Source organism: Mesorhizobium sp. P3_A10 (assembly GCF_056403175.1).
The window spans coordinates 36225-55389 of the sequence record NZ_JBFUFZ010000009.1 but is presented as its reverse complement, the minus strand read 5'-3'; the positions used below and the strand labels follow the sequence as shown (position 1 = coordinate 55389).

Sequence of the window (19165 nt, the reverse complement as noted above, 5' to 3'; positions counted from 1 at the left end):
GACTAACCTCACCCCAACAACAAGAAGATATACGGGAAACGCTTATGCCATTCGCCAGCATATGGATGCTCTTGGGCGAACCGAAGAGCCAATGATGGCTGCGTCGGTGGGGGCCCGCCATTCCGGTTTCGGCGACGTTGTCGGCAACGCGGCCATGGAAAGGCTGGCGAGCGGCTTCGGCTTCATCGAAGGGCCGGTGTGGCACCCCTACGAGAAATGGCTGGTGTTCAGCGACATTCCCGAAAGCCGCATGTATCGGCGAAGCCCCTCGGGCGAAGTCGAGCTGTTCCGGGAGCCGAGCCACAAGGCCAATGGCAACACGCTCGATCGCCAGGGCCGGCTGGTCACCTGCGAGCATGCGACGAGCCGCGTCACCCGCGCCGAACCGAACGGCTGCACGACGGTGCTGGCCACGCATCACGGCGACAAGCAGCTCAACAGCCCCAACGACATTGTCGTCGCCACCAGCGGGTCGATCTACTTCACCGATCCGGGCTTTGGCCGGGTGGAGTTCTACGGCGTGCCAAGACCTCAGGAGCTGTCGTTCCAGGGCGTTTATCGGATCGACGGCGATGGCGTCCGGTTGACGCTGGTCGCCGACGATTTCGCCCAGCCGAACGGGCTGTGCTTCTCGCTCGACGAGTCGCGGCTGTTCATCAACGACACCGAGCGCGGCCATATCCGGGTGTTCGGGGTCGAGGCGAATGGCGATCTGAACGGCGGCGCCGTATGGGCCGTGACCGAAGGCACGGAGCCGGGAGCACCGGACGGCATGAAGATCGACAGCCGCGGCAATCTCTATTGCACCGGTCCCGGCGGCATCCATGTCTTCGATGCCTCAGGCGACCTTCTGGGTGTCATCGCGACGCCGGAAGACTGTGCGAACTTCACCTTCGGCGACGAGGATCTGAAGAGCCTCTACATCGCCGCGTCGACGTCGCTTTACCGGCTAAGGGTTCGGGTGCCGGGGTTGAGACTGTTTTGAGCCCGGGATCATCCGTGCTCAAATCGGAACGGGAGGTCCGCCGGCCTGAAAGCCGGTGGCAAGTGCAGCAGTCAACATCACATGGGAGGACTATGACATGAAGAAACTACTGGTCTTGAGTACCCTGGCGGCCATGCTGGCCTCAGGCACGGCGCTGGCCGACACCAGCGGCAAGAAGATCGCCTTCTCCAACAATTACGCCGGCAATTCCTGGCGCCAGGCGATGCTCGACAGCTATGGCATCGTCACCAAGAAGGCGGTTGCCGACAAGGTGGTCGGCGCTGCCGACATCTTCACCACGGCCGACAAGGAAGTGCCGACCCAGGCGGCTCAGGTGCAGAACCTGATCCTGCAGGGCTATGACGCCATCGTCATCAACGCGGCATCGCCGGATGCGCTCAACGGCGCCATCAAGCAGGCCTGCGACGCCGGCATCACCGTCGTTTCCTTCGACGGCACCGTCACCGAGCCGTGCGCCTACCGCGTCGTCGTCGACTTCAAGGACATGGGCAAGCAGGAAGTCGAGCAGATGGCCAAGTTCCAGCCCAAGGGCGGCAATCTGCTTGAAATCCGTGGCCTTGCCGGCACCTCGATCGACGATGCCATCCATGCCGGCATCCTCGAAGGCGTCGCTGCCCATCCCGAGTTCAAGATCGTCGGCTCGGTGACCGGCGACTGGGACCAGACCACGGCGCAGAAGGCGGTGGCTACCATCCTGCCGTCGCTGCCGGATGTCGTCGGCATCGTCGACCAGGGCGGTGACGGCTATGGCGCCGCACAGGCCTTCGCCGCCGCCGGCAAGCCGCGCCCGACCATCATCATGGGCAACCGCCAGGATGAGCTGCAGTGGTGGAAGGAACAGAAGGACAAGGACGGCTACAACACTTGGTCGGCGTCGATCGCGCCCGGCGTGTCGTCACTCGCCTTCTGGGTGGCACAGCAGGTGCTCGACGGCCGCACCGACATCCCGCACGATCTCTTGGTGCCGTATCTCGCCTTCACCCAGGACGATTTCGAGGCCGAGCTGCCAAAAATCGTCAAGGGCGGCGTCGCCAGCCACGAATACACGCAGGAAGATGCCATCGCGGCGATCAAAGCCAACATCAAGTGATGGCTGACCTGTTGCCGCTGGCGTCGCCGACCGGATATCGTTGAGCATGCCTGAGGCCAACGCAGACATCGTCAGACTGGACGGCGCCGAAAAACATCTCGGCGCCGCCAAATTGGACATAGTCAGACTGAACGGGGCCGAAAAACATTTCGGCGCCGTTCGGGCGCTTAACGGCGTCGACTTTCATGTCGGGGCCGGCGAGTGCGTCGGCCTGGTCGGCCACAATGGCGCGGGCAAATCGACGCTGATGCATATGGTGGCGGGCACAATGGTGCCCGACAGCGGCCAGATCGCCGTGCGCGGCGGCATCGAGGACCATTATTCGGTGCCGCGCGCGCAAAAGCTCGGCATACGCTGCGTGTTCCAGGAATTGTCGCTGTGCCCCAACCTCAGCATCGCCGAGAACACCCGCATCAATCATCCGTCGCTGCGCGGGCTCGGTTGGCGGCGCAAGGCGGCCGATCTTATCGCCGCCAAGCTCGACGAGATTTTTCCGGACCACAGCATTTCGGCAGCCGACATTGCCGGCGACCTGTCCATCGGCCGGCGCCAGATGGTCGAAGTGGCGCGCGCCTTCACGGTGACGCAGGACCCGCTCGAACTGGTCATCCTCGATGAGCCGACATCCTCGCTCGACGCGCATACGGCCGGCCAGTTGCTGGCCTTCGTGCGCCGCTTCGTCGCCGGCGGCGGCAGCTGCATCCTGATCTCGCATGTGCTGGGCGAGGTGCTGAACAATGCCGACCGCATCGTGGTGATGCGCGACGGCAAGGTCGTCGCCGCCGATGCGGCCAAGGCTTTCGACCGCGAAAAGCTGGTGACGGCGATGGGTGGCGCGGAAGCGCGCGAGAAGATCGTGGCCGAGGTGGCGGCCAAATCAGCGGCCGGCCCGCTGCGGGTTCGGGCCCGTCCGGCACGGCAGGAGGACGGCAAGGAGCTCGTCGCGCATGCGGGCGAGATCATCGGCCTGGCCGGGCTTGCCGGCCATGGACAGACGGATCTGCTGTTGGCGATCTTTGCCGCAGCTCAGCGCGCCAGGACCGGCATCGAGGTGACCGCGCCGGTGGCGCTGGTGGCCGGCGACCGCCAGTCGGACGGAATCTTTCCGCAATGGTCGATCTCGGAGAACATCGGTATCCGCTCGCTGGCGCGCCTGCGCAACGGCCTGTTGATTTCGCCGCAGCGCGAGGCGGAACTCGCCCAGTTCTGGAAGGATAAGATCGGCATCCGCACGCCGGACATGAACAACAACATTTTTTCGCTGTCCGGCGGCAATCAGCAGAAAGCCTTGTTTGCGCGGGCGCTCGGCTCCGACGCCAAGATCGTGCTGATGGATGATCCGATGCGCGGCGTCGATATCGGCACCAAGCTCGAGGTCTACGATCTCGTGCGCGAAGAGGCTAGTCGCGGCCGCACCTTCCTCTGGTACACCACCGAAACCGAAGAGCTCGACAATTGCGACCACATCTATGTCTTCAAGAACGGTCGGATCGTCGCCAATCTTCGGCGCGACGAACTGACGGAGGAAAAGATCATCCAGTCCTCGTTCGGCGACGCGGCCTGAGATGACAATGGCTTCCGTCGCGACCGCCTCGAAAGGCTCTTCCGAACGCGGCGCACTGGCACGCGCCAGGCTGCTGCGCGGCCTGCTGCCGGCGCTGTCGCTGGTGCTGGTGCTGCTGGCCATCGCCTGGCTCAACCCGCGCGCCATCAGCTATTTCGGCTTCAGCCTGATGCTCAATCTGGCAATCCCGATCGCGCTGGCGACGATCGCGCAGATGTTCGTCATCGCAGGCAACGAGCTCGATCTGTCGATCGGCACCTTTGTCGGTTTCGTCGGCTGTGTCACCGCGACATGGCTGAAGGACGCGCCGCTCACCGGAATCGTCATCCTGCTCGGCTCGATCGGCATCTATGCGCTGCTCGGCGCGCTGATCCATCTGCGCAATTTGCCGTCGATCGTCGTGACGCTGGGCATGAGCTTCGTCTGGCAAGGGCTGGCCATCCTCGTCCTGCCAAAGCCCGGCGGCAAGGCGCCGGATTGGCTGCTGTCGCTGATGGCCTTCAAACCGCCGTTCATTCCGTTCCCGATCATCGCCGCGCTGCTGATCGCTGCTGTCGTCCATTTCGGCCTGATGCGCACTTCCTATGGCGTCATTCTGCGTGGCTCCGGCGGCAATCCTGCGGCGCTCGGGCGCGCCGGCTGGTCGCTGCTGCGAACCAAGATCGTGCTGTTTGCGCTGACCGGCCTGTTCGGCGTGCTCTCCGGCATGGCGCTGATCGGCATCACCACCTCGGCCGACGCCAATATCGGCAATGGCTACACGCTGCTGTCGATCGCCGGCGTCATCCTCGGCGGCGGTGAATTCGTCGGCGGCCGGGTGTCGCCGATCGGCGCCGTGCTCGGCGCGCTGACTTTGGCGCTCGCCGCCTCGCCACTGCTCACCTTCATGCACATCCCACCCGACTGGCAGGTGGCCGCCAATGGCGCCATCCTCATCATCGTGCTGGCGGCCCGGGTGCTGATCAGCCGCAAGGAGAGGTGAGATGGCCTCGCTGCGGACAATGCTCGCCAAACCCTGGATCTGGTCGTTTCTCGGCGCGCTGCTGGTGTGGCTGGCAACCATCGCCTTCACCGGCGGCTATGGCGGCGGCGGCATGATCACCGCGGCCCTGTCGCTTGCTGTTTTCACCGTCATCGTCGGCGTCGGCCAGATGTTCGTCATCACGCTCGGACCGGGCAATGTCGACCTGTCGCTGCCGGCCAATATCGGTCTGGCCAGCGCCGTTGCCATGAAGGTCATGGACGGCAACGATTCCATGATTGCGGTCGGGCTGCTGGCGGCGCTCGCCTGCGGCATGGCGATCGGCGCCGCCAACTACCTGCTGATCTGGGCGCTGCGCATTCCGCCGATCATCGCCACCTTGTCGGCGAGCTTCATCATCCAGTCGATCGACATCAGCTATGGACGCGGGCTGCAGATCAAGCCGCCGCCGGGCTTCGCCGATTTCGCCAACTGGCAGATTTTTGGCATTCCGGTGCTGGCCATTCTGACCGTGCTGTTCACCATCGGCGCGGCCATCGCGCTGCAGCGCATGATCTATGGTCGCTCGGTGCTGGCGATCGGCCAGAACATCCGTGCCGCATGGCTGGCCGGCGTCAATGTCGGCCGTATCCGCTTCCTCACCTACACGCTGTCGGGCGCGCTGGGCGGCATCGACGGGGCGCTGCTGGCCGGCTATTTCCGCGGCGCCAATGTCGATATCGGCAATGAGTATCTCTTGGCCTCGATCGCCGTCGTCGTCATCGGCGGCACCTCGGTGGCGGGCGGCAAGGCCAATGTGCCGGGCGTCTGGGGCGCAGCGCTGTTCCTGGTGCTGCTGTTGACCATGCTCAACACGTTCGGCGTCAGCGCCGGGGTTCGGCTGTTGCTGACCGGGCTGATCATCGTCGGCGTCATCACGGTGGCGGGCGGGCAGAAGGCAGTGCGGTAGAGCCTGTTCCATCCCGATGGAATCGGGATGGCGCTCTATCTTTTTGCTTGAGCATGATTTTTCCGAAAACCAGGTTCCACTTTTCGGGATCATGCTCTGGCCGATCACCTGCGTCAGCCTTCTCATGACTCTAGATGCCTGTTCAGCATCAGCCGCAACTCATCCAGCACCTCGTCGCGCAGGCGCTCCTCGCCGACCAGCGTCAGAGGTATGCGCATAAGCTGTGGTACGATCACCGCCAGGCGCTCCGCCTGCTCCGCCGGCAAGGGCGGATAGGCTTGCGCAAACAAGGCGGCGATATGCTCCCGGCGGCGGGCGCGCACCGCACGCCGCCACTGATCGTCGCCGGGCAGATCGAGCAGCGCCGAATAGACCGGATGCGTGGCCATGAACGTGCCCAGCAACGCGAACAACTGGTCGGCTATCGTCGCTGCGTGCATCGCCTCGGTTTGCTCACGCAGGCCATCGAGCTCGGCCGACAGCTCTTCCGCCGTGGCGACAAGGATCGCCTGCGCCATGGCCTGCTTGGTCGGGAAGAACAGGTAGAGCGTGCCGATGGCCGCCCCCGCCCTGGCGGCGATCTCGGTCATCGTCGTGGCCTCGAAACCCTTTTCGACGAACAGCTCCGCGGCTGCCGCCATCAGGGCCGCGACGCGATCGTGGCCTCTTTTTTGCTGCGGCGCGCGCGGCTGCGGCAGTGTTGTGCTTGCCTTTTCAGAGGTCATCCTCATGCTTCCAAAAGTGAAACCATCCTCATATATACGTGAGAGTATCCTCATACATATGTGAGGTCAGCCTCATATAGCGGAGGTCACCCTCATATCTAGCACGGCGGCTATCATGCCAGCGCTGCCGGACATTACCACGATGATCGCGACCATGCAGGACCGTCCGCAACCCACGGATGGAGGTTCTGAGCAACACCACGCTCGTCACGCTGGCCGCAGGTGCTCGACCCCGGAAACATCAACCATCTGGCGTGGGCGACGTCGGCTACATCATCGCCGCCGTGCTGGTCGTCGCATTCGGCCGTGTCGGCGGCCAGTTCGGCCGGACCGAAATGTACATCTTGGTACTCAATCGAGCAGACGCTGCTCTGGTCGGCGATCTTGATGCTCGGCTTTATTGATCGCAGCGCCGAGCTGTTTCTCGGATCGTTTCGGAGGCGTTTCGTTTGCTGTTCGAGGCATGGCGGCGGGTGCCGCGAGCTTCGTGGCGCTGCTGGCCCCTGCCAGCCCCGATACTTCTCCTACACGGCCTTTGCCGGGCTTCTGTTCCTCCACGGCCTCGGCTGCGGCCTCTTCGTGAGGCGGCGGGCGCAGCGCCGACGCGCAATTGCCGGGCAGCCTAGGCAGCAAGTCGACGGTAGGCTCACGGCCAAGCATTGGGCCAGAGGCGGATCGGGTTTCCATTTGCGGCACGGCCTAGTAAACCCATCCGCGATCGCAGCCGGTCTCGGGAGGTTCCGCGTGTCCAATTCTGTCAACGTCGCAAACGAGAACGGCGTGGCGATCGTCACCATCGACAATCCGCCGGTCAATGCGCTGAGCTTCCATGTCCGCGAGCCGTTGATGCAGGCCCTGGTTTCGCTGCGGGACGATCCATCGGTCGCGGCCATCGTCGTTGCCTGCGCCGGGCGGACTTTTGTTGCCGGCGCCGACATCACCGAATTCGGCAAGCCGCTGCAGCAGCCAGAGCTGCGCGCCATCGTGGCGACGCTGGAGACTATCGCCAAGCCGACGGTTGCCGCCATCCACGGCACTGCGCTCGGCGGTGGTCTCGAGTTGGCGCTCGGCTGTCATTTCCGCGTCGCCGATGTCCAGGCTAAACTCGGCCTGCCTGAAGTGAAGCTCGGGCTGCTGCCGGGTGGCGGCGGCACGGTGCGGCTGCCGCGCCTTGTCGGCGCGCGGAAGGCGCTTGGCATGATCGTTTCTGGAACGCCGATCGGCGCGGGCGATGCGCTGGTCTCCGGCCTGGTGGACGCCCTCTTCGACCGTGACCTGGTCGCGCAAGCCACTCGTTTCGCCACCGAAATGGTTGCAAAGGGTGGCCCGTTCGTAGCGGTGCGCGACCGCAATGAGCGGCTCGAGGAAGTTGATCTCCCGGCCTTCGACAACGAGGCGGCGGAGCTGGCGAAGAAGGCGCGGGGCCTAGAAGCCCCGGTCGCCTGTGCGCAAGCAGTCCGCAACGCCATCACGCTGCCGTTCGACGAAGCGCTGGCGGCGGAGCGGGCGCTGTTCCTAAAACTTGTCGCCGGCGACCAGTCGCGTGCCCAGCGGCACCTGTTCTTCGCTGAACGTGAGGCAGCAAAGGGTCCCGGCAAGGATGTCACCAGGCGCCAGATAGAACGCGTCGGCGTCATCGGCGCCGGCACGATGGGCGGCGGCATCGCCATGGCGTTTGCCAATGGCGGTTATCCCGTGACCTTGCTGGAAACCAGCGGCGAAGCACTGCAGCGCGGGCTGGCGACGATCGAGAAAAACTATACCGTTTCGGTCACGCGTGGTTCGTTGTCGGAAGACGCCAAGAGCGAGCGGCTCGGCCTGTTCAAGGGGTCCACCGACTACCGCGACCTCGCCGATTGCGACCTGATCGTCGAGGCGGTGTTCGAGGACATGGCGGTCAAGCACGATGTGTTCGCCAAGTTGGACAAGGTGGCCAAGCCCGGCGCGATCCTGGCCACCAACACTTCCTATCTCGACGTCAACGCCATCGCCACCTCGACGTCGCGGCCACAGGATGTCGTCGGCCTGCATTTCTTTTCGCCGGCCAATGTCATGAGACTGCTGGAGATCGTGCGGGCCGAGAAGACGGCGCCCGATGCGCTGGCGACCGTCGTCGAACTGGCACGACGCATCGGCAAGGTGCCGGTTGTGGTCGGTGTCTGTCACGGCTTTGTCGGCAACCGCATGCTGGCGGCGCGGGGTTCCGAATCCGAGGCACTGCTGCTTGAGGGCGCAACGCCCAGCCAGATCGACAAGGCATTCACCGATTTCGGCTGGCCGATGGGGCCGTTCCAGATGGGCGACCTCGCCGGCCTCGACATCGGTTGGCGCAACCGCAAGGCGCGCGGCCTGACGGCAGTGATTGCCGACACGCTGTGCGAACAGGGGCATTTCGGCCAGAAGACCGGCAGCGGCTTCTATCGCTACGAGAACGGCTCGCGCATACCGGTCGCCAATCCGGAGGTCGAAGCGCTGATCCGCGACAGGGCGGCGGAAAAAGGTATCGCGCCTCGCACCATCGGCACCGACGAGGTCATCGAGCGCACGCTCTATCCGCTGGTCAACGAGGGCGCGAAGATCCTCGAGGAGAAGATCGCCGCCCGCGCCTCCGACATCGATATCGTCTGGGTCAATGGCTACGGCTTTCCCGTGGGCAAGGGCGGACCGATGTTCTGGGCCGGCCTCGAAGGGGCGAGCAAGATCATCGAGCGGCTGGACTACTGGCACGAGCGGACCGGCAAGGATGTGTTCCGGGTGGCGCCTCTGCTCCGGCGGATGGCCGAGACCGGCGCTTGGGAAAGCCCGGTCGCCGGATAGGCCTTCTCCCGACGCCACCAAATTTGACCATGTGGACAAAAGTCAAGCGTCGTTCCATAGTTCCCTGTCTACATTCCTGAGAACAGCCGGCTCGACACGGCTGTCAGCCAGAGGGGCACTTCCATGAAAAACGACAACAGCAAAATCCAAGGGCTTTCGCGACGCAACGTGCTGGAACTGGGCGCACTCGGACTGGCGGCGGCCATGCTGCCGGGCAGCGCCTTTGCCAAGGACAAGAAGCTGAAGGTGGCGGCGATGTTCGCCACGCCGATCGAGGAGCCATGGGACAACCAGATCCATGTCGCCTTGCAGAAGGCCGAGAAGGAACTCGGCATCGAGTACAAATGGTCGGAGAAGGTGCAGACCGCCGATTTCAGCCGAGTCATGCGCGAATATGCGCAAGGCGGCTATCAGCTTGTGCTGGGCGATGCCTTCGCCGCCGAGCGTGAATCGCGCAAGACGGCCAAGCAGTTCCCGAAGACCGCCTTTCTGTTCGGCTCAGGCGCCGGGCCGGCGGAGCCTAATTTCGGCGTCTTCGACAACTGGATCCACGAGCCGGCCTATCTCTCCGGGTTGATCGCCGGCAAGATGTCGAAGTCGGGTACGGTCGGCGCCGTCGCGGCGATGGGCATTCCGGAAGTGAACCGGCTGGTCAACGCCTTCTTTGCCGGCGCCAAGGAGGTCAATCCGAACATCAAGAAGAAGGTCGCCTTCATCGGCTCGTTCTTCGATCCGCCGAAGGCCAAGGAAGCGGCGATCGCCCAGATCGATGCCGGTGCAGACGTCATCTATGCCGAGCGCTTCGGCGTCATCGAAGCGGCGGCGGAAAAGAAGATCCTGGCCATCTCCAACATGTCCGACCAGGCGAGCCTCGGCCCCGATACGGTGATCACCGGACCGGTCTGGGACATGTACCCGACCGTCGAACAGGCGATCAAGCTGGTCAAGGCCGGCGTCTTCACCGCGCAGGACTATGGCGATTTCTCGCGCATGGCCAAGGGCGGCTCGTTCCTGGCGCCATACCACAAGTTCGACAAGACGCTGCCGGCCGAGGTCAAGGATCTGGTCGAGAAGAAGAAGGCCGAGATCCTGGAAGGCAATTTCCGGGTGGATGTCGACGAGAACACGCCGGTTTCGGATTGATTTGTAGTCTTTGGGGTGGGTGCTAGGCACCCCCCTCTGTCCTGCCGGACATCTCCCCCTCAAGGGGGGAGATTGGCAGCTTCGTCGCTGGCACTTTTTGTTCGACGTAGAAGATTGGCGAAAGCCGAAAGTGACATCCGATCTCCCCCCTTTGAGGGGGAGATGGCCGGCAGGCCAGAGGGGGGTGCAGCGCATTCCTGTCAAACAAAGCTGAATCGTAAAGCCGATCAGGAGCACCCTTGCCCGCCCCACTCATCGAAATGCGCGGCATCACCAAGGCCTTCGGCGCCGTCAAGGCGAACGAGGCCGTCGATCTCAGCGTGGCACCCGGCGAGATACTCGGGCTGCTCGGCGAGAACGGCGCCGGCAAGACGACGCTGATGAACGTGCTGTTCGGCGCCTATGCGCCGGATGCCGGCGAGATCTTGATTCAGGGCCGGCCGGTGAAGATCACCAGCTCGGCCGATGCTCTGGCCGCCGGCATTGGCATGGTGCATCAGCATTTTCACCTGGCGCCGCGGCTCACGGTGCTGGAGAACCTGCTCATCGGTATTCCTGGTATATCCGGCCGCATCGACCGCACCGGCGGGCTGGCGCGGTTGGCCGAAATCGGCCGGCAGCATGGGCTGACGCTCGACCCCGACCTTGCAGTTTCGGCACTGTCGGTCGGCGAGCAGCAGCGGCTGGAAATCGTCAAGGCGCTGTTTCGCGGCGCCAGGCTCTTGATCCTCGACGAGCCGACGGCGGTGCTGGCGCCGACCGAGGTCGACGGGCTGTTTTCGGCGCTGCGCTCGATGGCGGCGCAAGGGCTCGGCATCATCTTCATTTCGCACAAGCTCAACGAAGTCAGGGCGCTGACGCATCGCTGCGTGGTGCTGCGGCATGGCCGCGTCGCCGGCCGCGTCGACGACCCGGCCAACACGACATCCTCCGAGATGGCAACGCTGATGTGCGGCCACGAGATCGTGCCGCCGGCCAGAGGACCATCGACGCCGGGTACGGCGGTGCTGACGCTTGACGGCATCTCGACATCGCACCATTCGGGCATGGCGCTGCGCGATGTGTCGCTCTCGGTCCGCGCCGGTGAAATCCTCGGCATCGCCGGTGTCTCCGGCAATGGTCAGCGGGCGCTGGCCGAGGTGATTTCCGGCGTGCGGGCGCCCGATGCCGGCAAGATGACGATAGCCGGCAAAGCAGTTTCGCGGTTTTCGCCGCGCGAGGTGCAGGCGCTCGGTCTTGGGCGCATCCCGGAAGACCGTATGACGACCGGGCTGGTCACCAATCTGCCGCTCGCCGACTCCATGGTTTTGCCGCGCATCGGCACTGATGCTTTCAGCAGCAAAGGCCTGCTCAAGCCGGATGCGATCCGTGCCTTCGCCGAAGAACAGATCAAGGCCTATGACATACGCTGCCCCGGGCCGATGACACGCGCCGGGGCGCTGTCCGGCGGCAATCTGCAAAAGGCGCTCTTGGCGCGCGAGCTTGCGTTCGATCCAAAGGTGCTCATCGTCTCCCAGCCGACCCGCGGCCTCGACATTGGTGCGGCCCGCTTCATTCATGAAAAATTCCTCGACATGCGCGCCAAGGGCTGCGGCATCATCGTCATCGGCGAAGATCTGGAAGAATTGCTGGTGCTCTGCGACCGCATGGCGGTGATGTATGAGGGGCGCATCGCCGGCACGCTCGACAGCACTGACGCCACGATCGCGCGGCTCGGCCTGCTGATGACCGGGGCCGGGCAGGCGGAGGAGGCGGCCTGATGTTTCGCCTGGAAGTTCGCACCTCGACGCCCGCCTGGTTCAACCTGGCGCTACCGCTGCTGGCCATCGGGGCGACGCTCATCCTGTGCAGCGGCCTCATCGCGCTGGCCGGCGCCGGCGTTCTCGAAGCCTATGGCGTGATGTTTACGGCTTCGTTCGGTGACAGCTTCGCCATCACCGAAACGCTGGTGCGCGCAGCACCGATGATCTTCACCGGGCTGGCGGTCGCCGTCGCCTTCCGGGCAAAATTCTGGAACATTGGCGCCGAGGGTCAATTGCTCGCCGGCGCTGTCGCCAGCTGCTTTGTCGGCGCCATCCCGATGCCAGGGCCGCTCGCCATGCTTTTGATGGCTCTGGCGGGTGCGGCCGCAGGAGCCGCGGTGGCGCTGGTGCCGGCGACGCTGCGGGTCAAATTCAAGGTCGACGATGTCGTCTCCTCGCTGCTGCTCAACTCGGTCATCTACTACGCGCTGATGGCGCTGATCGAAGGACCTTGGAAGGACTCCTTCAGCGGCTATCCGATCTCGCCGCCGATCGAGGATTCGGCCAATTTCCCGGTGCTGCTCGAAGGCACAAGGCTGCATCTCGGCGTCGTCGTGGCGCTGCTCGCCGCACCGATCATCTGGTTCCTGATCGTGCGCACCACGCTCGGCTTCAAGATCAGGGTCACGGGCGAAAACCCGGAAGCCGCGCGCTATGGCGGCATCAATGTCGAGCGGGTGCTGATCTCGACGGCGTTGCTCTCCGGCGCGCTGGCGGGGCTCGCCGGTGTCGGCGAGGTCGGCGGCGTGCATTTCCAGGTGATGAGCGACATCTCGCCTGGCTATGGCTATTCCGGCATCGTCGTTGCCATGCTGGCACGGCTCAATCCACTTGGCGTGGTGCCGGCGGCAATTTTTCTTGCCGCCGTGATGACCGGCGCCGAGGCGATGTCGCGGGCGACCGGCGTGCCGGCCTTCCTCAGCGATGTCATCCAGGGTACCGCGCTGCTTGCCATGCTGGTGGCGCTGCTGTTCACCGCCTATCGCGTCCGCCGCGTGGGGACCGCCAAATGAACGCAGTGTTCGAACAGATCTTTCAGGTGGGGTTTTTGGCCGCCATCATCCGCATCGCCACGCCGCTGGCCTTTGCGACGCTGGGCGAAATGTTCTCCGAGCGCGCCGGCGTGCTCAATCTCGGCATTGAAGGCATCATGCTTTTGTCGGCGATGACCGGTTTCACCGCGACCAGCCTCAGCGGCAGCCTGTGGCTCGGCGTGCTGGTGGCGGTGCTGACCGGCATGCTGATGGGTGCGCTGCATGCGCTGTTCACGGTGGCGCTGGGCTTGAGCCAGCATGTTTGCGGCATCGGCGTGACGCTGTTCTCGTCGGGTCTTGCCTATTTCCTCTATCGGCTGATCTTTGGCCAGCAATCGGTGCCGCCCAACATCAAGGGATTCGCGACACTGCCGATCCCGTTCCTCTCCGATATCCCGGTGCTGGGGCCGGCGGTGTTCAACCAGTTTTCGCTGGTCTACATGGCGATGCTGGCCATCCCCTTGGCCGCCTTCGTGCTCTACCGCACGCCATGGGGCCTGTCGGTGCGCATGGTCGGCGAAAATCCGCGCGCCGCCGATTCTGCCGGCGTCAGCGTCATTGCCACCCGCTTCCAGGCGGTGATCCTCGGCGGCGCCTTGATGGGGCTGGCCGGCGCGTTTCTGACGATGGCGCAGTTCAACGCCTTCACCTTCGGCGTCGTCTCCGGGCGCGGCTGGGTGGCGATCGCGCTGGTCGTGTTCGGCCGCTGGGATCCTTGGCGCTCGGCAGGGGCGGCGCTGCTGTTCGCCTTTGTCGATGCGCTGCAGCTGCGCATGCAGGCAAGCGGCCTCGGCCACATCCCCTATGAAGCGTTCCTGATGCTGCCCTTCATCTTCACCATCGTCGCCATGGCGGTGATGTCGCGCAACGCAGTAGCGCCTTCGGCGCTGCTGAAGCCGTTTCGACGGGAAGAGCGGTAGGCAAGGCTTGGTGCCCTTCCTCTCCCTCCGGAGGGGGGAGAGGTGGCGCTGCGAAGCAGCGACGGAGTGGGGGAACCACCTGGAAGAATCCTCCTGAACCCCGCGCCAACGGTCGACCCCCACTCCGTCGAGCTGCGCTCGACACCTCTCCCCCGATCGACGGGGGAGAGGAAGGGCGCCCAAGCCTTGGATACTCACATCGCGGTAAAGCCATTATCCACGAACAGATGTGCGCCATTGACGAAGCTGGCCTCGTCGCTGGCCAGGAACAGCGCCGCCTTGGCCACCTCTTCCGGCTCGCCGATGCGGCCCTGTTGCGCGGCCATCGCCGCGTCGGAGACGTCGACGCCGAGTTTGCCGAGATCGGCGACCTCGCGCAGGCCGTGCGGGGTGCGGATGAAGCCGGGGCAGACGGCGTTGCAGCGGATGTTGCGGTCGCGGAATTCCACCGCAATGGCGCGCGCGAACATGTGGCAGGCGCCCTTGGTGGTGTCGTAGAGCACCTCCATCGGCGTCGCCGCCACCGCCGAGATCGACGAGGTGCAGACGATCGATCCGCCGCCGGCCGCTATCATGCCGGGCAGCACGGCGCGCGTCATCAGGAACATCGAGCGCACATTGACAGCGTGCAGCCAGTCCCATTCCTGAACCGTCGTCTCCAGGAACGGCTTTATGACGATGGTGCCGGCATGGTTGAACAGGACAGTGACCGGGCCGAACGTTTCACTCGCCCCTTTGACCGCCGCCTGAACCTGCGCTTCGTCGGAGACGTCAGCGACAAAATGCTCGGCGACATGGCCGCGCGCGCGGATCGCTGCTGCGGTGGCGGCGGCCGCTTCGCCGTTGCGGTCGATGATCGCCACCTTGGCGCCTTCGGCGGCGAAGAGTTCCGAGGCCGCCCCGCCCATTCCCGTCGCGCCGCCCGAAACGATGGCAACCTTGCCGGCCAGTCTTCCGCTCATTTTCAGCTCCCCTTGTCCTATCTAGCGATTTTGCATCTGGCAGCGATGCTATCCCTCATGTCTTTGCCGGCCAATGCATGAAGGTGGTGCAGAGGGACGAGGCCATAGGGCCATTCATGCACACGGGGCATGTCGCCGCCCGATCGCCGCGCCGTCTCACCCAGCAAACGACGACCAATTTCTTGCCCAGCTGGAGAAAATCGTTCCAGCAATTGCCAAAAAATAGCAATCGACAAAGTCTACTGATTTTATAGATTAACCGCCGAGACGGAGATCGGTATGTCCTATATCCAGAACGCCCAGACTGATCGCAGCGGCCAGAGGCTGGCCAATGCCCAGACTTTTCGCCCGGCCTATGCCGGGGCCTTCGCCTATCTCGTCTTTGCCCTCGCGTTTGTGTTCACCGGGGCAGTGGTCCTGGGTCTTATTCCCTGAGTGACTCTATTTCCTGGGTGACTGGGGGTAGCGGCCTACCGCTTTCAGGCAACCGGAGTTGAATGAACCCTTAATCGCGGTGCGCTTTCGCGCGCCGGCTGATTGCAACGTGATGGAGGAGATGGCGATGCCGATCGAGTTCACGCATGTTCCCGGTAAGACGCACCCCGCCGGTTCGGTCGTGCCCTTTTTCTACGATTTTCTGGAGACGGCGACAAAACTGTCGCTGATCGAGGATGCTGGCTTCCAGAAGATCGTCGTCGACGACCAGGCCGGGCTGCTGACCAATATGGACATTGCCGCCCAGGCGCTGGACCGCACCTCGTCGCTGGAGGTGGTGCTGACGCATTGGGCGGGCGTGATCGAGCCGACGGTGGCGGCACGGCAGCTGGCGGCGCTCGATGCCAGGAGCGGCGGGCGGCTGTCACTGCGGATGCTGAGCGAGCCGCTGAACGATGACGATGCCGAGACGCGTCCGGTCGGCCATACGGTGGTCAGGCAGCGCATCGACGAATATCTGGTGCTGCTGAAGCGGCTGTGGTCGAACGACCGGCCCTTCGACCATGAAGGCGCCTTCTACAGCGTCAAGGGCGGCTACGTGCCGCGCAAGGGCCCGCATGGCGCCGACGTCACCATCCGCATGGGTGGACAGTCCGGAACGGCGCTCAAGGTCGCCGGGCGGCATGCCGATGTCTTCGAACTGACGCCTGATACGCTCGACGAGATCCGCCAGCTGATGGAGCGCGTGCGCAGCGCCGCCGCCGAACACGGCCGCGCCAGCAAGGTGCGTTTTGCGCTGCCCGTTCGCATCCGTTCGGAGGGCAACGCCTCCGGCCACAAAGCGGTCGATGTTTTCGGACCGCCGGCGCAGGTCGCGCTGTCGCTGCTGCCCTACGCGGCCTTGGGCATCCACGAATTCATGATCGTCGGCGTCGACAGGCCGCGCGAGATCGCGGCCGCCGGCCGTCAGACGATCGCGCTGCTGCGCAATTCGCTAGAGCGTCGCGAAGTTGAGGTCAGCCAACCCGGGGCATTTGCACCTCGTGCAACGCCGGATGTGCATACGGCAGGCTGAGGCGACCGTCTTCAGCTGTTCCGGCCCGCCTTGCCGCCTAGCAGCGACAAGGCGGCGATAACGGCGCCGGAATCGGTCAGCGCGCCGAAGACCCCGTGCTCAACCGTGACCATGTGCAGTGCCGCCTCGTGCGCCTTGCGGTCGCCGCTGGCGCAGGCGTCCGAAATGGTCAGGCACTGGAAATTGCGGTCGCAGGCCTCGCGCAACGTCGTGTGCACGCAGACATCCGTCGTGCATCCCGAGAACAGCAGATGCGTGATGCCTTGCGCCCGCAGGACCAGCTCCAGGTCCGTGTAGGTGAAAGCGCCGTTGCAGGTCTTGTCGACTATAATGTCCTGTGGTGCGACATCGATCTCGGGCACGATCTGGAAGCCGGGGCCCGAACGCAACAGGATTTCGGTGCCGTCGAGCCCGGCCCGCTGGCGGCGCCATTTTTCGTAGGGCGTCATGTCGGCCATATCGCCGCGATAGCCTTGCCTGGTGTGGATGATCCGCAGACCCGCCGCACGCGCCGCTGCGATCAGCCGGCTCACCACAGGCAAGATCGCCCGCAATGGCGTCGGGTCATATCCCTGTTTGGCGAAGTAACCCGTCGTCGACAGGAAATCCTCCTGCAGGTCGATGACGATCAACGCGGTGTTTTCGGCGATCAGCCGGCCGTCATAGGGAAAGTCGAAAGGGGTCGCCTTGATCATCTGCCGCTCACCTCATCTTTGAGGTGTCATCGTGGCTGTGGATGGCGCTGCCGTCCATCCCTGGCAGTTGCATCAATGCGAAGACGCTAGGTGCCGGGTGTCACCAGGCGCCAACGATCACTTTCCCGCTTGACTGACCCGCCGTACCGAATACGCTAGCTGAAAATACCGGCTCTGATCGCCGGGCGGCAAATATGCCTCGTATGCCTCGCCCTCCGGCGCTGGCTGCGGGGCATTGTCATTTATGGGGTTCAAGTTTGAAACGGCGTATCGAGATCGGCATCCTTTACTCGCGCTCGGGCAGCTATCAGCTCGTGTCCGATGCGTGCCGGATGGGCGCCATGCGCGCCATTGCCGACATCAATGCCGACCGCGGCTCAGGCATCGAGCTGGTGCCGGTCGAGCGCGATCCGCAAAGCAATGCGGATCGCTACGCGACGCTGTGCGAAGACATTTTCAAGACCAGCAGCGCCCGCCATGTCGTCGGCTGCGTCACCTCCTGGAGCCGCAAGGAGACGATCCCGGTGCTGGAGAAGGCCGGCGGCATGCTCTGGTACGCCTGCCCCTATGAGGGCTTCGAGGCCAACGAGCATGTCGTCTACATGCACGCCTGCCCCAACCAGCATCTGGTGCCGCTGATGGCGCATGTCGTGCCGCGCTTCGGCGCCAACGGCTTCCTGCTCGGATCGAACTACATCTGGGGCTGGGAGATGAACCGCGTGGCGCGCGACCTGATCGCGGATGCCGGCGGCAAGGTGCTGGGCGAGCGCTATCTGCGCATCGGCGAGACCGACGTGTCGCGCCTGATCGCCGAGATCCGGGCGACGCGGCCGAGCTTCATCCTCAACAATCTGATCGGCACCTCGTCCTATGCTTTCCTCGCCGCCTATCGCGACCTTGGCGACGAGGATCCCGCCTTCAGCCCGGAAAACTGCCCCGTCATCTCCTGCAATCTCACCGAGGGCGAGCTGCCGGCGATCGGCGAAACGGGCAAGGGGCATTTGTCGGTTGGGCCGTATTTTGCGCCGCGGCCGGCTGCCTTCGTCTCGTCCCTCGAGGCCTCCGCCTATGCCTCGGTGCAAGTGATGGCCGACGTGCTGTCGCAAGATGCCGATGCCGGTCCGGCGGAATTCTCCAGGGCTTTCGCCGAACGGCGCTTCGCCACCCGGCTCGGGCCGATCGCCATCGACGCCCACTCCCAGCACGCGACGCTGCCGGTGATCATCGGGCGGATCGCGGACGGCTTCTTCGAGGTCGTCAGCCGCGAGGACGAGGTCGCGCCGGATCCGTATCTGTCGCGCTACGACCCGACCAGGACATTCGGTCGCCCGCGCCTGAGGGTGGTGTCGTCGTGACCAGACCCCCGCGCATCCCCAACCTCGGCGGCGCCAGGGCCTTTGTCCTGCACCGCCCGCACCCGACTGTGCAGGCCATCACGCGGCAATTGTCGGCCATCGGCCTGATCACGCTGGACTGCTGGCCGGAACTGCCGCCCGAAGCCCTGGCGGCCGACTTCGTCTTCTTCGATGCCGATCTCGGTTTCGACGAGCAGTTTCCGTGGAAGCCGGGCGAAGCGCCGATGCCGCTGGTGGCGCTGATCGGCTCGGAGGCGCCAGGCCGGATCGAATGGGCGCTGTCGCACAAGGCCGATGCCCAGCTGTTGAAGCCGGTCGGCAATGCCGGTGTCTACAGCGCGCTGCTGATCGCGCGGCAGAGTTTTGAGGCGCGCAAGCATCTGGCCAGCGAGATATCGTCGCTTCGGCTGCGCGTGGCGGAACGCCAGACCATCGTGCGCGCGGTGGAAGCCTTGTCGAAAGGCGCCGAAGACGGCCGCGCCTATGCGCAACTGCGCTCGCTGGCGATGAGCTGGCAGATCAGCGTCGAGGAAGCGGCGCGGCGGATCGTGGCGATGACGGAAGAAGATGGTGGCGATGACCAGTCCCATCGCGCCTGATCTGCCGGCAGT

At 64.5% G+C, this 19165-nt stretch carries 18 protein-coding genes; 15 read left to right on the top strand and 3 right to left on the bottom strand.

The window, feature by feature from the left end; all coding sequences use genetic code 11:
• The first annotated feature begins 94 nt into the window (after positions 1 to 94).
• The 5 genes from AC1DXU_RS27180 (at position 95) to AC1DXU_RS27160 (ending at position 5591) form a co-directional block, all read left to right on the top strand.
• Complete coding sequence (locus AC1DXU_RS27180; RefSeq protein WP_477373962.1) at positions 95 to 985, top strand: SMP-30/gluconolactonase/LRE family protein; 891 nt, start codon at positions 95 to 97, stop codon at positions 983 to 985.
• A 97-nt stretch (positions 986 to 1082) separates the two neighbouring features.
• The gene (locus AC1DXU_RS27175; protein WP_477319719.1) at positions 1083 to 2096 is read left to right on the top strand and encodes a substrate-binding domain-containing protein; all 1014 of its coding nucleotides are present in this window, start codon (positions 1083 to 1085) and stop codon (positions 2094 to 2096) included.
• A gap of 46 nt (positions 2097 to 2142) precedes the next feature.
• Positions 2143 to 3660 carry an ATP-binding cassette domain-containing protein gene (locus AC1DXU_RS27170; RefSeq protein WP_477373960.1) on the top strand — a complete coding sequence of 506 codons (1518 nt, stop codon included), beginning with the start codon at positions 2143 to 2145 and terminating at the stop codon, positions 3658 to 3660.
• A gap of 1 nt (position 3661) precedes the next feature.
• The gene (locus AC1DXU_RS27165) at positions 3662 to 4642 is read left to right on the top strand and encodes an ABC transporter permease (protein WP_477373959.1); all 981 of its coding nucleotides are present in this window, start codon (positions 3662 to 3664) and stop codon (positions 4640 to 4642) included.
• 1 nt (position 4643) lies between these two features.
• Positions 4644 to 5591 (top strand): ABC transporter permease, encoded by a 948-nt coding sequence (locus tag AC1DXU_RS27160; protein WP_477373957.1) that lies wholly within the window; start codon positions 4644 to 4646, stop codon positions 5589 to 5591.
• A 122-nt stretch (positions 5592 to 5713) separates the two neighbouring features.
• On the opposite strand, the gene AC1DXU_RS27155 is transcribed toward AC1DXU_RS27160, so the two are convergent.
• The gene (locus AC1DXU_RS27155) at positions 5714 to 6316 is read right to left on the bottom strand and encodes a TetR/AcrR family transcriptional regulator (protein ID WP_477373955.1); all 603 of its coding nucleotides are present in this window, start codon (positions 6314 to 6316) and stop codon (positions 5714 to 5716) included.
• A 179-nt stretch (positions 6317 to 6495) separates the two neighbouring features.
• Here AC1DXU_RS27155 and AC1DXU_RS27150 point away from each other — a divergent pair, with 179 nt between their 5' ends.
• The 6 genes from AC1DXU_RS27150 (at position 6496) to AC1DXU_RS27125 (ending at position 14032) form a co-directional block, all read left to right on the top strand.
• Positions 6496 to 6720 carry a hypothetical protein gene (locus AC1DXU_RS27150; RefSeq protein WP_477373953.1) on the top strand — a complete coding sequence of 75 codons (225 nt, stop codon included), beginning with the start codon at positions 6496 to 6498 and terminating at the stop codon, positions 6718 to 6720.
• A 340-nt stretch (positions 6721 to 7060) separates the two neighbouring features.
• On the top strand, positions 7061 to 9133 hold the full coding sequence (locus AC1DXU_RS27145; RefSeq protein ID WP_477373951.1) for a 3-hydroxyacyl-CoA dehydrogenase NAD-binding domain-containing protein: 2073 nt from the start codon (positions 7061 to 7063) through the stop codon (positions 9131 to 9133).
• A gap of 123 nt (positions 9134 to 9256) precedes the next feature.
• The gene (locus AC1DXU_RS27140; protein WP_477373949.1) at positions 9257 to 10276 is read left to right on the top strand and encodes a BMP family protein; all 1020 of its coding nucleotides are present in this window, start codon (positions 9257 to 9259) and stop codon (positions 10274 to 10276) included.
• A gap of 239 nt (positions 10277 to 10515) precedes the next feature.
• Complete coding sequence (locus AC1DXU_RS27135) at positions 10516 to 12036, top strand: ABC transporter ATP-binding protein (protein WP_477373947.1); 1521 nt, start codon at positions 10516 to 10518, stop codon at positions 12034 to 12036.
• Positions 12036 to 13091 (top strand): ABC transporter permease, encoded by a 1056-nt coding sequence (locus tag AC1DXU_RS27130; RefSeq protein ID WP_477373945.1) that lies wholly within the window; start codon positions 12036 to 12038, stop codon positions 13089 to 13091. The genes AC1DXU_RS27135 and AC1DXU_RS27130 overlap by 1 nt, the downstream gene beginning before the upstream one ends.
• Positions 13088 to 14032: an ABC transporter permease gene (locus tag AC1DXU_RS27125; protein ID WP_477373943.1), complete on the top strand. Its 945-nt coding sequence runs from the start codon at positions 13088 to 13090 to the stop codon at positions 14030 to 14032. Before AC1DXU_RS27130 ends, AC1DXU_RS27125 begins: the two co-directional genes overlap by 4 nt.
• A 194-nt stretch (positions 14033 to 14226) precedes the next feature.
• On the opposite strand, the gene AC1DXU_RS27120 is transcribed toward AC1DXU_RS27125, so the two are convergent.
• Positions 14227 to 14994, bottom strand: a complete 768-nt coding sequence (locus AC1DXU_RS27120; protein WP_477373941.1) for an SDR family NAD(P)-dependent oxidoreductase — start codon at positions 14992 to 14994, stop codon at positions 14227 to 14229.
• A gap of 279 nt (positions 14995 to 15273) precedes the next feature.
• On the opposite strand from AC1DXU_RS27120, the gene AC1DXU_RS27115 reads away from it, so the two are divergent.
• Together AC1DXU_RS27115 and AC1DXU_RS27110 are read left to right on the top strand one after the other, a co-directional pair.
• Positions 15274 to 15429 (top strand): hypothetical protein, encoded by a 156-nt coding sequence (locus tag AC1DXU_RS27115; protein ID WP_477248798.1) that lies wholly within the window; start codon positions 15274 to 15276, stop codon positions 15427 to 15429.
• Between the two features lie 127 nt (positions 15430 to 15556).
• Positions 15557 to 16504 (top strand): LLM class flavin-dependent oxidoreductase, encoded by a 948-nt coding sequence (locus tag AC1DXU_RS27110; RefSeq protein WP_477374140.1) that lies wholly within the window; start codon positions 15557 to 15559, stop codon positions 16502 to 16504.
• 11 nt (positions 16505 to 16515) lie between these two features.
• On the opposite strand, the gene AC1DXU_RS27105 is transcribed toward AC1DXU_RS27110, so the two are convergent.
• Entirely contained in the window at positions 16516 to 17199 is a 684-nt protein-coding gene (locus AC1DXU_RS27105) for a cysteine hydrolase family protein (protein WP_477373939.1), read from the bottom strand.
• Positions 17200 to 17456: 257 nt separating this feature from the next.
• Between AC1DXU_RS27105 and AC1DXU_RS27100 the strand changes: the two genes are divergently transcribed.
• Together AC1DXU_RS27100 and AC1DXU_RS27095 are read left to right on the top strand one after the other, a co-directional pair.
• On the top strand, positions 17457 to 18554 hold the full coding sequence (locus AC1DXU_RS27100) for a transporter substrate-binding protein (protein ID WP_477373937.1): 1098 nt from the start codon (positions 17457 to 17459) through the stop codon (positions 18552 to 18554).
• Complete coding sequence (locus tag AC1DXU_RS27095) at positions 18551 to 19153, top strand: ANTAR domain-containing response regulator (protein ID WP_477373935.1); 603 nt, start codon at positions 18551 to 18553, stop codon at positions 19151 to 19153. Before AC1DXU_RS27100 ends, AC1DXU_RS27095 begins: the two co-directional genes overlap by 4 nt.
• Positions 19154 to 19165 lie beyond the last annotated feature (12 nt).

What these genes read in the sequence shown, in the direction of transcription:
- AC1DXU_RS27180 (WP_477373962.1), top strand. Translation starts at nt 95, where the DNA reads ATGGCTGCGTCGGTGGGGGCCCGCCATTCCGGTTTCGGCGACGTTGTC.
- AC1DXU_RS27175 (WP_477319719.1), top strand. Translation starts at nt 1,083, where the DNA reads ATGAAGAAACTACTGGTCTTGAGTACCCTGGCGGCCATGCTGGCCTCA.
- AC1DXU_RS27170 (WP_477373960.1), top strand. Translation starts at nt 2,143, where the DNA reads ATGCCTGAGGCCAACGCAGACATCGTCAGACTGGACGGCGCCGAAAAA.
- AC1DXU_RS27165 (WP_477373959.1), top strand. Translation starts at nt 3,662, where the DNA reads ATGACAATGGCTTCCGTCGCGACCGCCTCGAAAGGCTCTTCCGAACGC.
- AC1DXU_RS27160 (WP_477373957.1), top strand. Translation starts at nt 4,644, where the DNA reads ATGGCCTCGCTGCGGACAATGCTCGCCAAACCCTGGATCTGGTCGTTT.
- AC1DXU_RS27155 (WP_477373955.1), bottom strand. Translation starts at nt 6,316, where the DNA reads ATGACCTCTGAAAAGGCAAGCACAACACTGCCGCAGCCGCGCGCGCCG.
- AC1DXU_RS27150 (WP_477373953.1), top strand. Translation starts at nt 6,496, where the DNA reads ATGGAGGTTCTGAGCAACACCACGCTCGTCACGCTGGCCGCAGGTGCT.
- AC1DXU_RS27140 (WP_477373949.1), top strand. Translation starts at nt 9,257, where the DNA reads ATGAAAAACGACAACAGCAAAATCCAAGGGCTTTCGCGACGCAACGTG.
- AC1DXU_RS27130 (WP_477373945.1), top strand. Translation starts at nt 12,036, where the DNA reads ATGTTTCGCCTGGAAGTTCGCACCTCGACGCCCGCCTGGTTCAACCTG.
- AC1DXU_RS27125 (WP_477373943.1), top strand. Translation starts at nt 13,088, where the DNA reads ATGAACGCAGTGTTCGAACAGATCTTTCAGGTGGGGTTTTTGGCCGCC.
- AC1DXU_RS27120 (WP_477373941.1), bottom strand. Translation starts at nt 14,994, where the DNA reads ATGAGCGGAAGACTGGCCGGCAAGGTTGCCATCGTTTCGGGCGGCGCG.
- AC1DXU_RS27115 (WP_477248798.1), top strand. Translation starts at nt 15,274, where the DNA reads ATGTCCTATATCCAGAACGCCCAGACTGATCGCAGCGGCCAGAGGCTG.
- AC1DXU_RS27110 (WP_477374140.1), top strand. Translation starts at nt 15,557, where the DNA reads ATGCCGATCGAGTTCACGCATGTTCCCGGTAAGACGCACCCCGCCGGT.
- AC1DXU_RS27105 (WP_477373939.1), bottom strand. Translation starts at nt 17,199, where the DNA reads ATGATCAAGGCGACCCCTTTCGACTTTCCCTATGACGGCCGGCTGATC.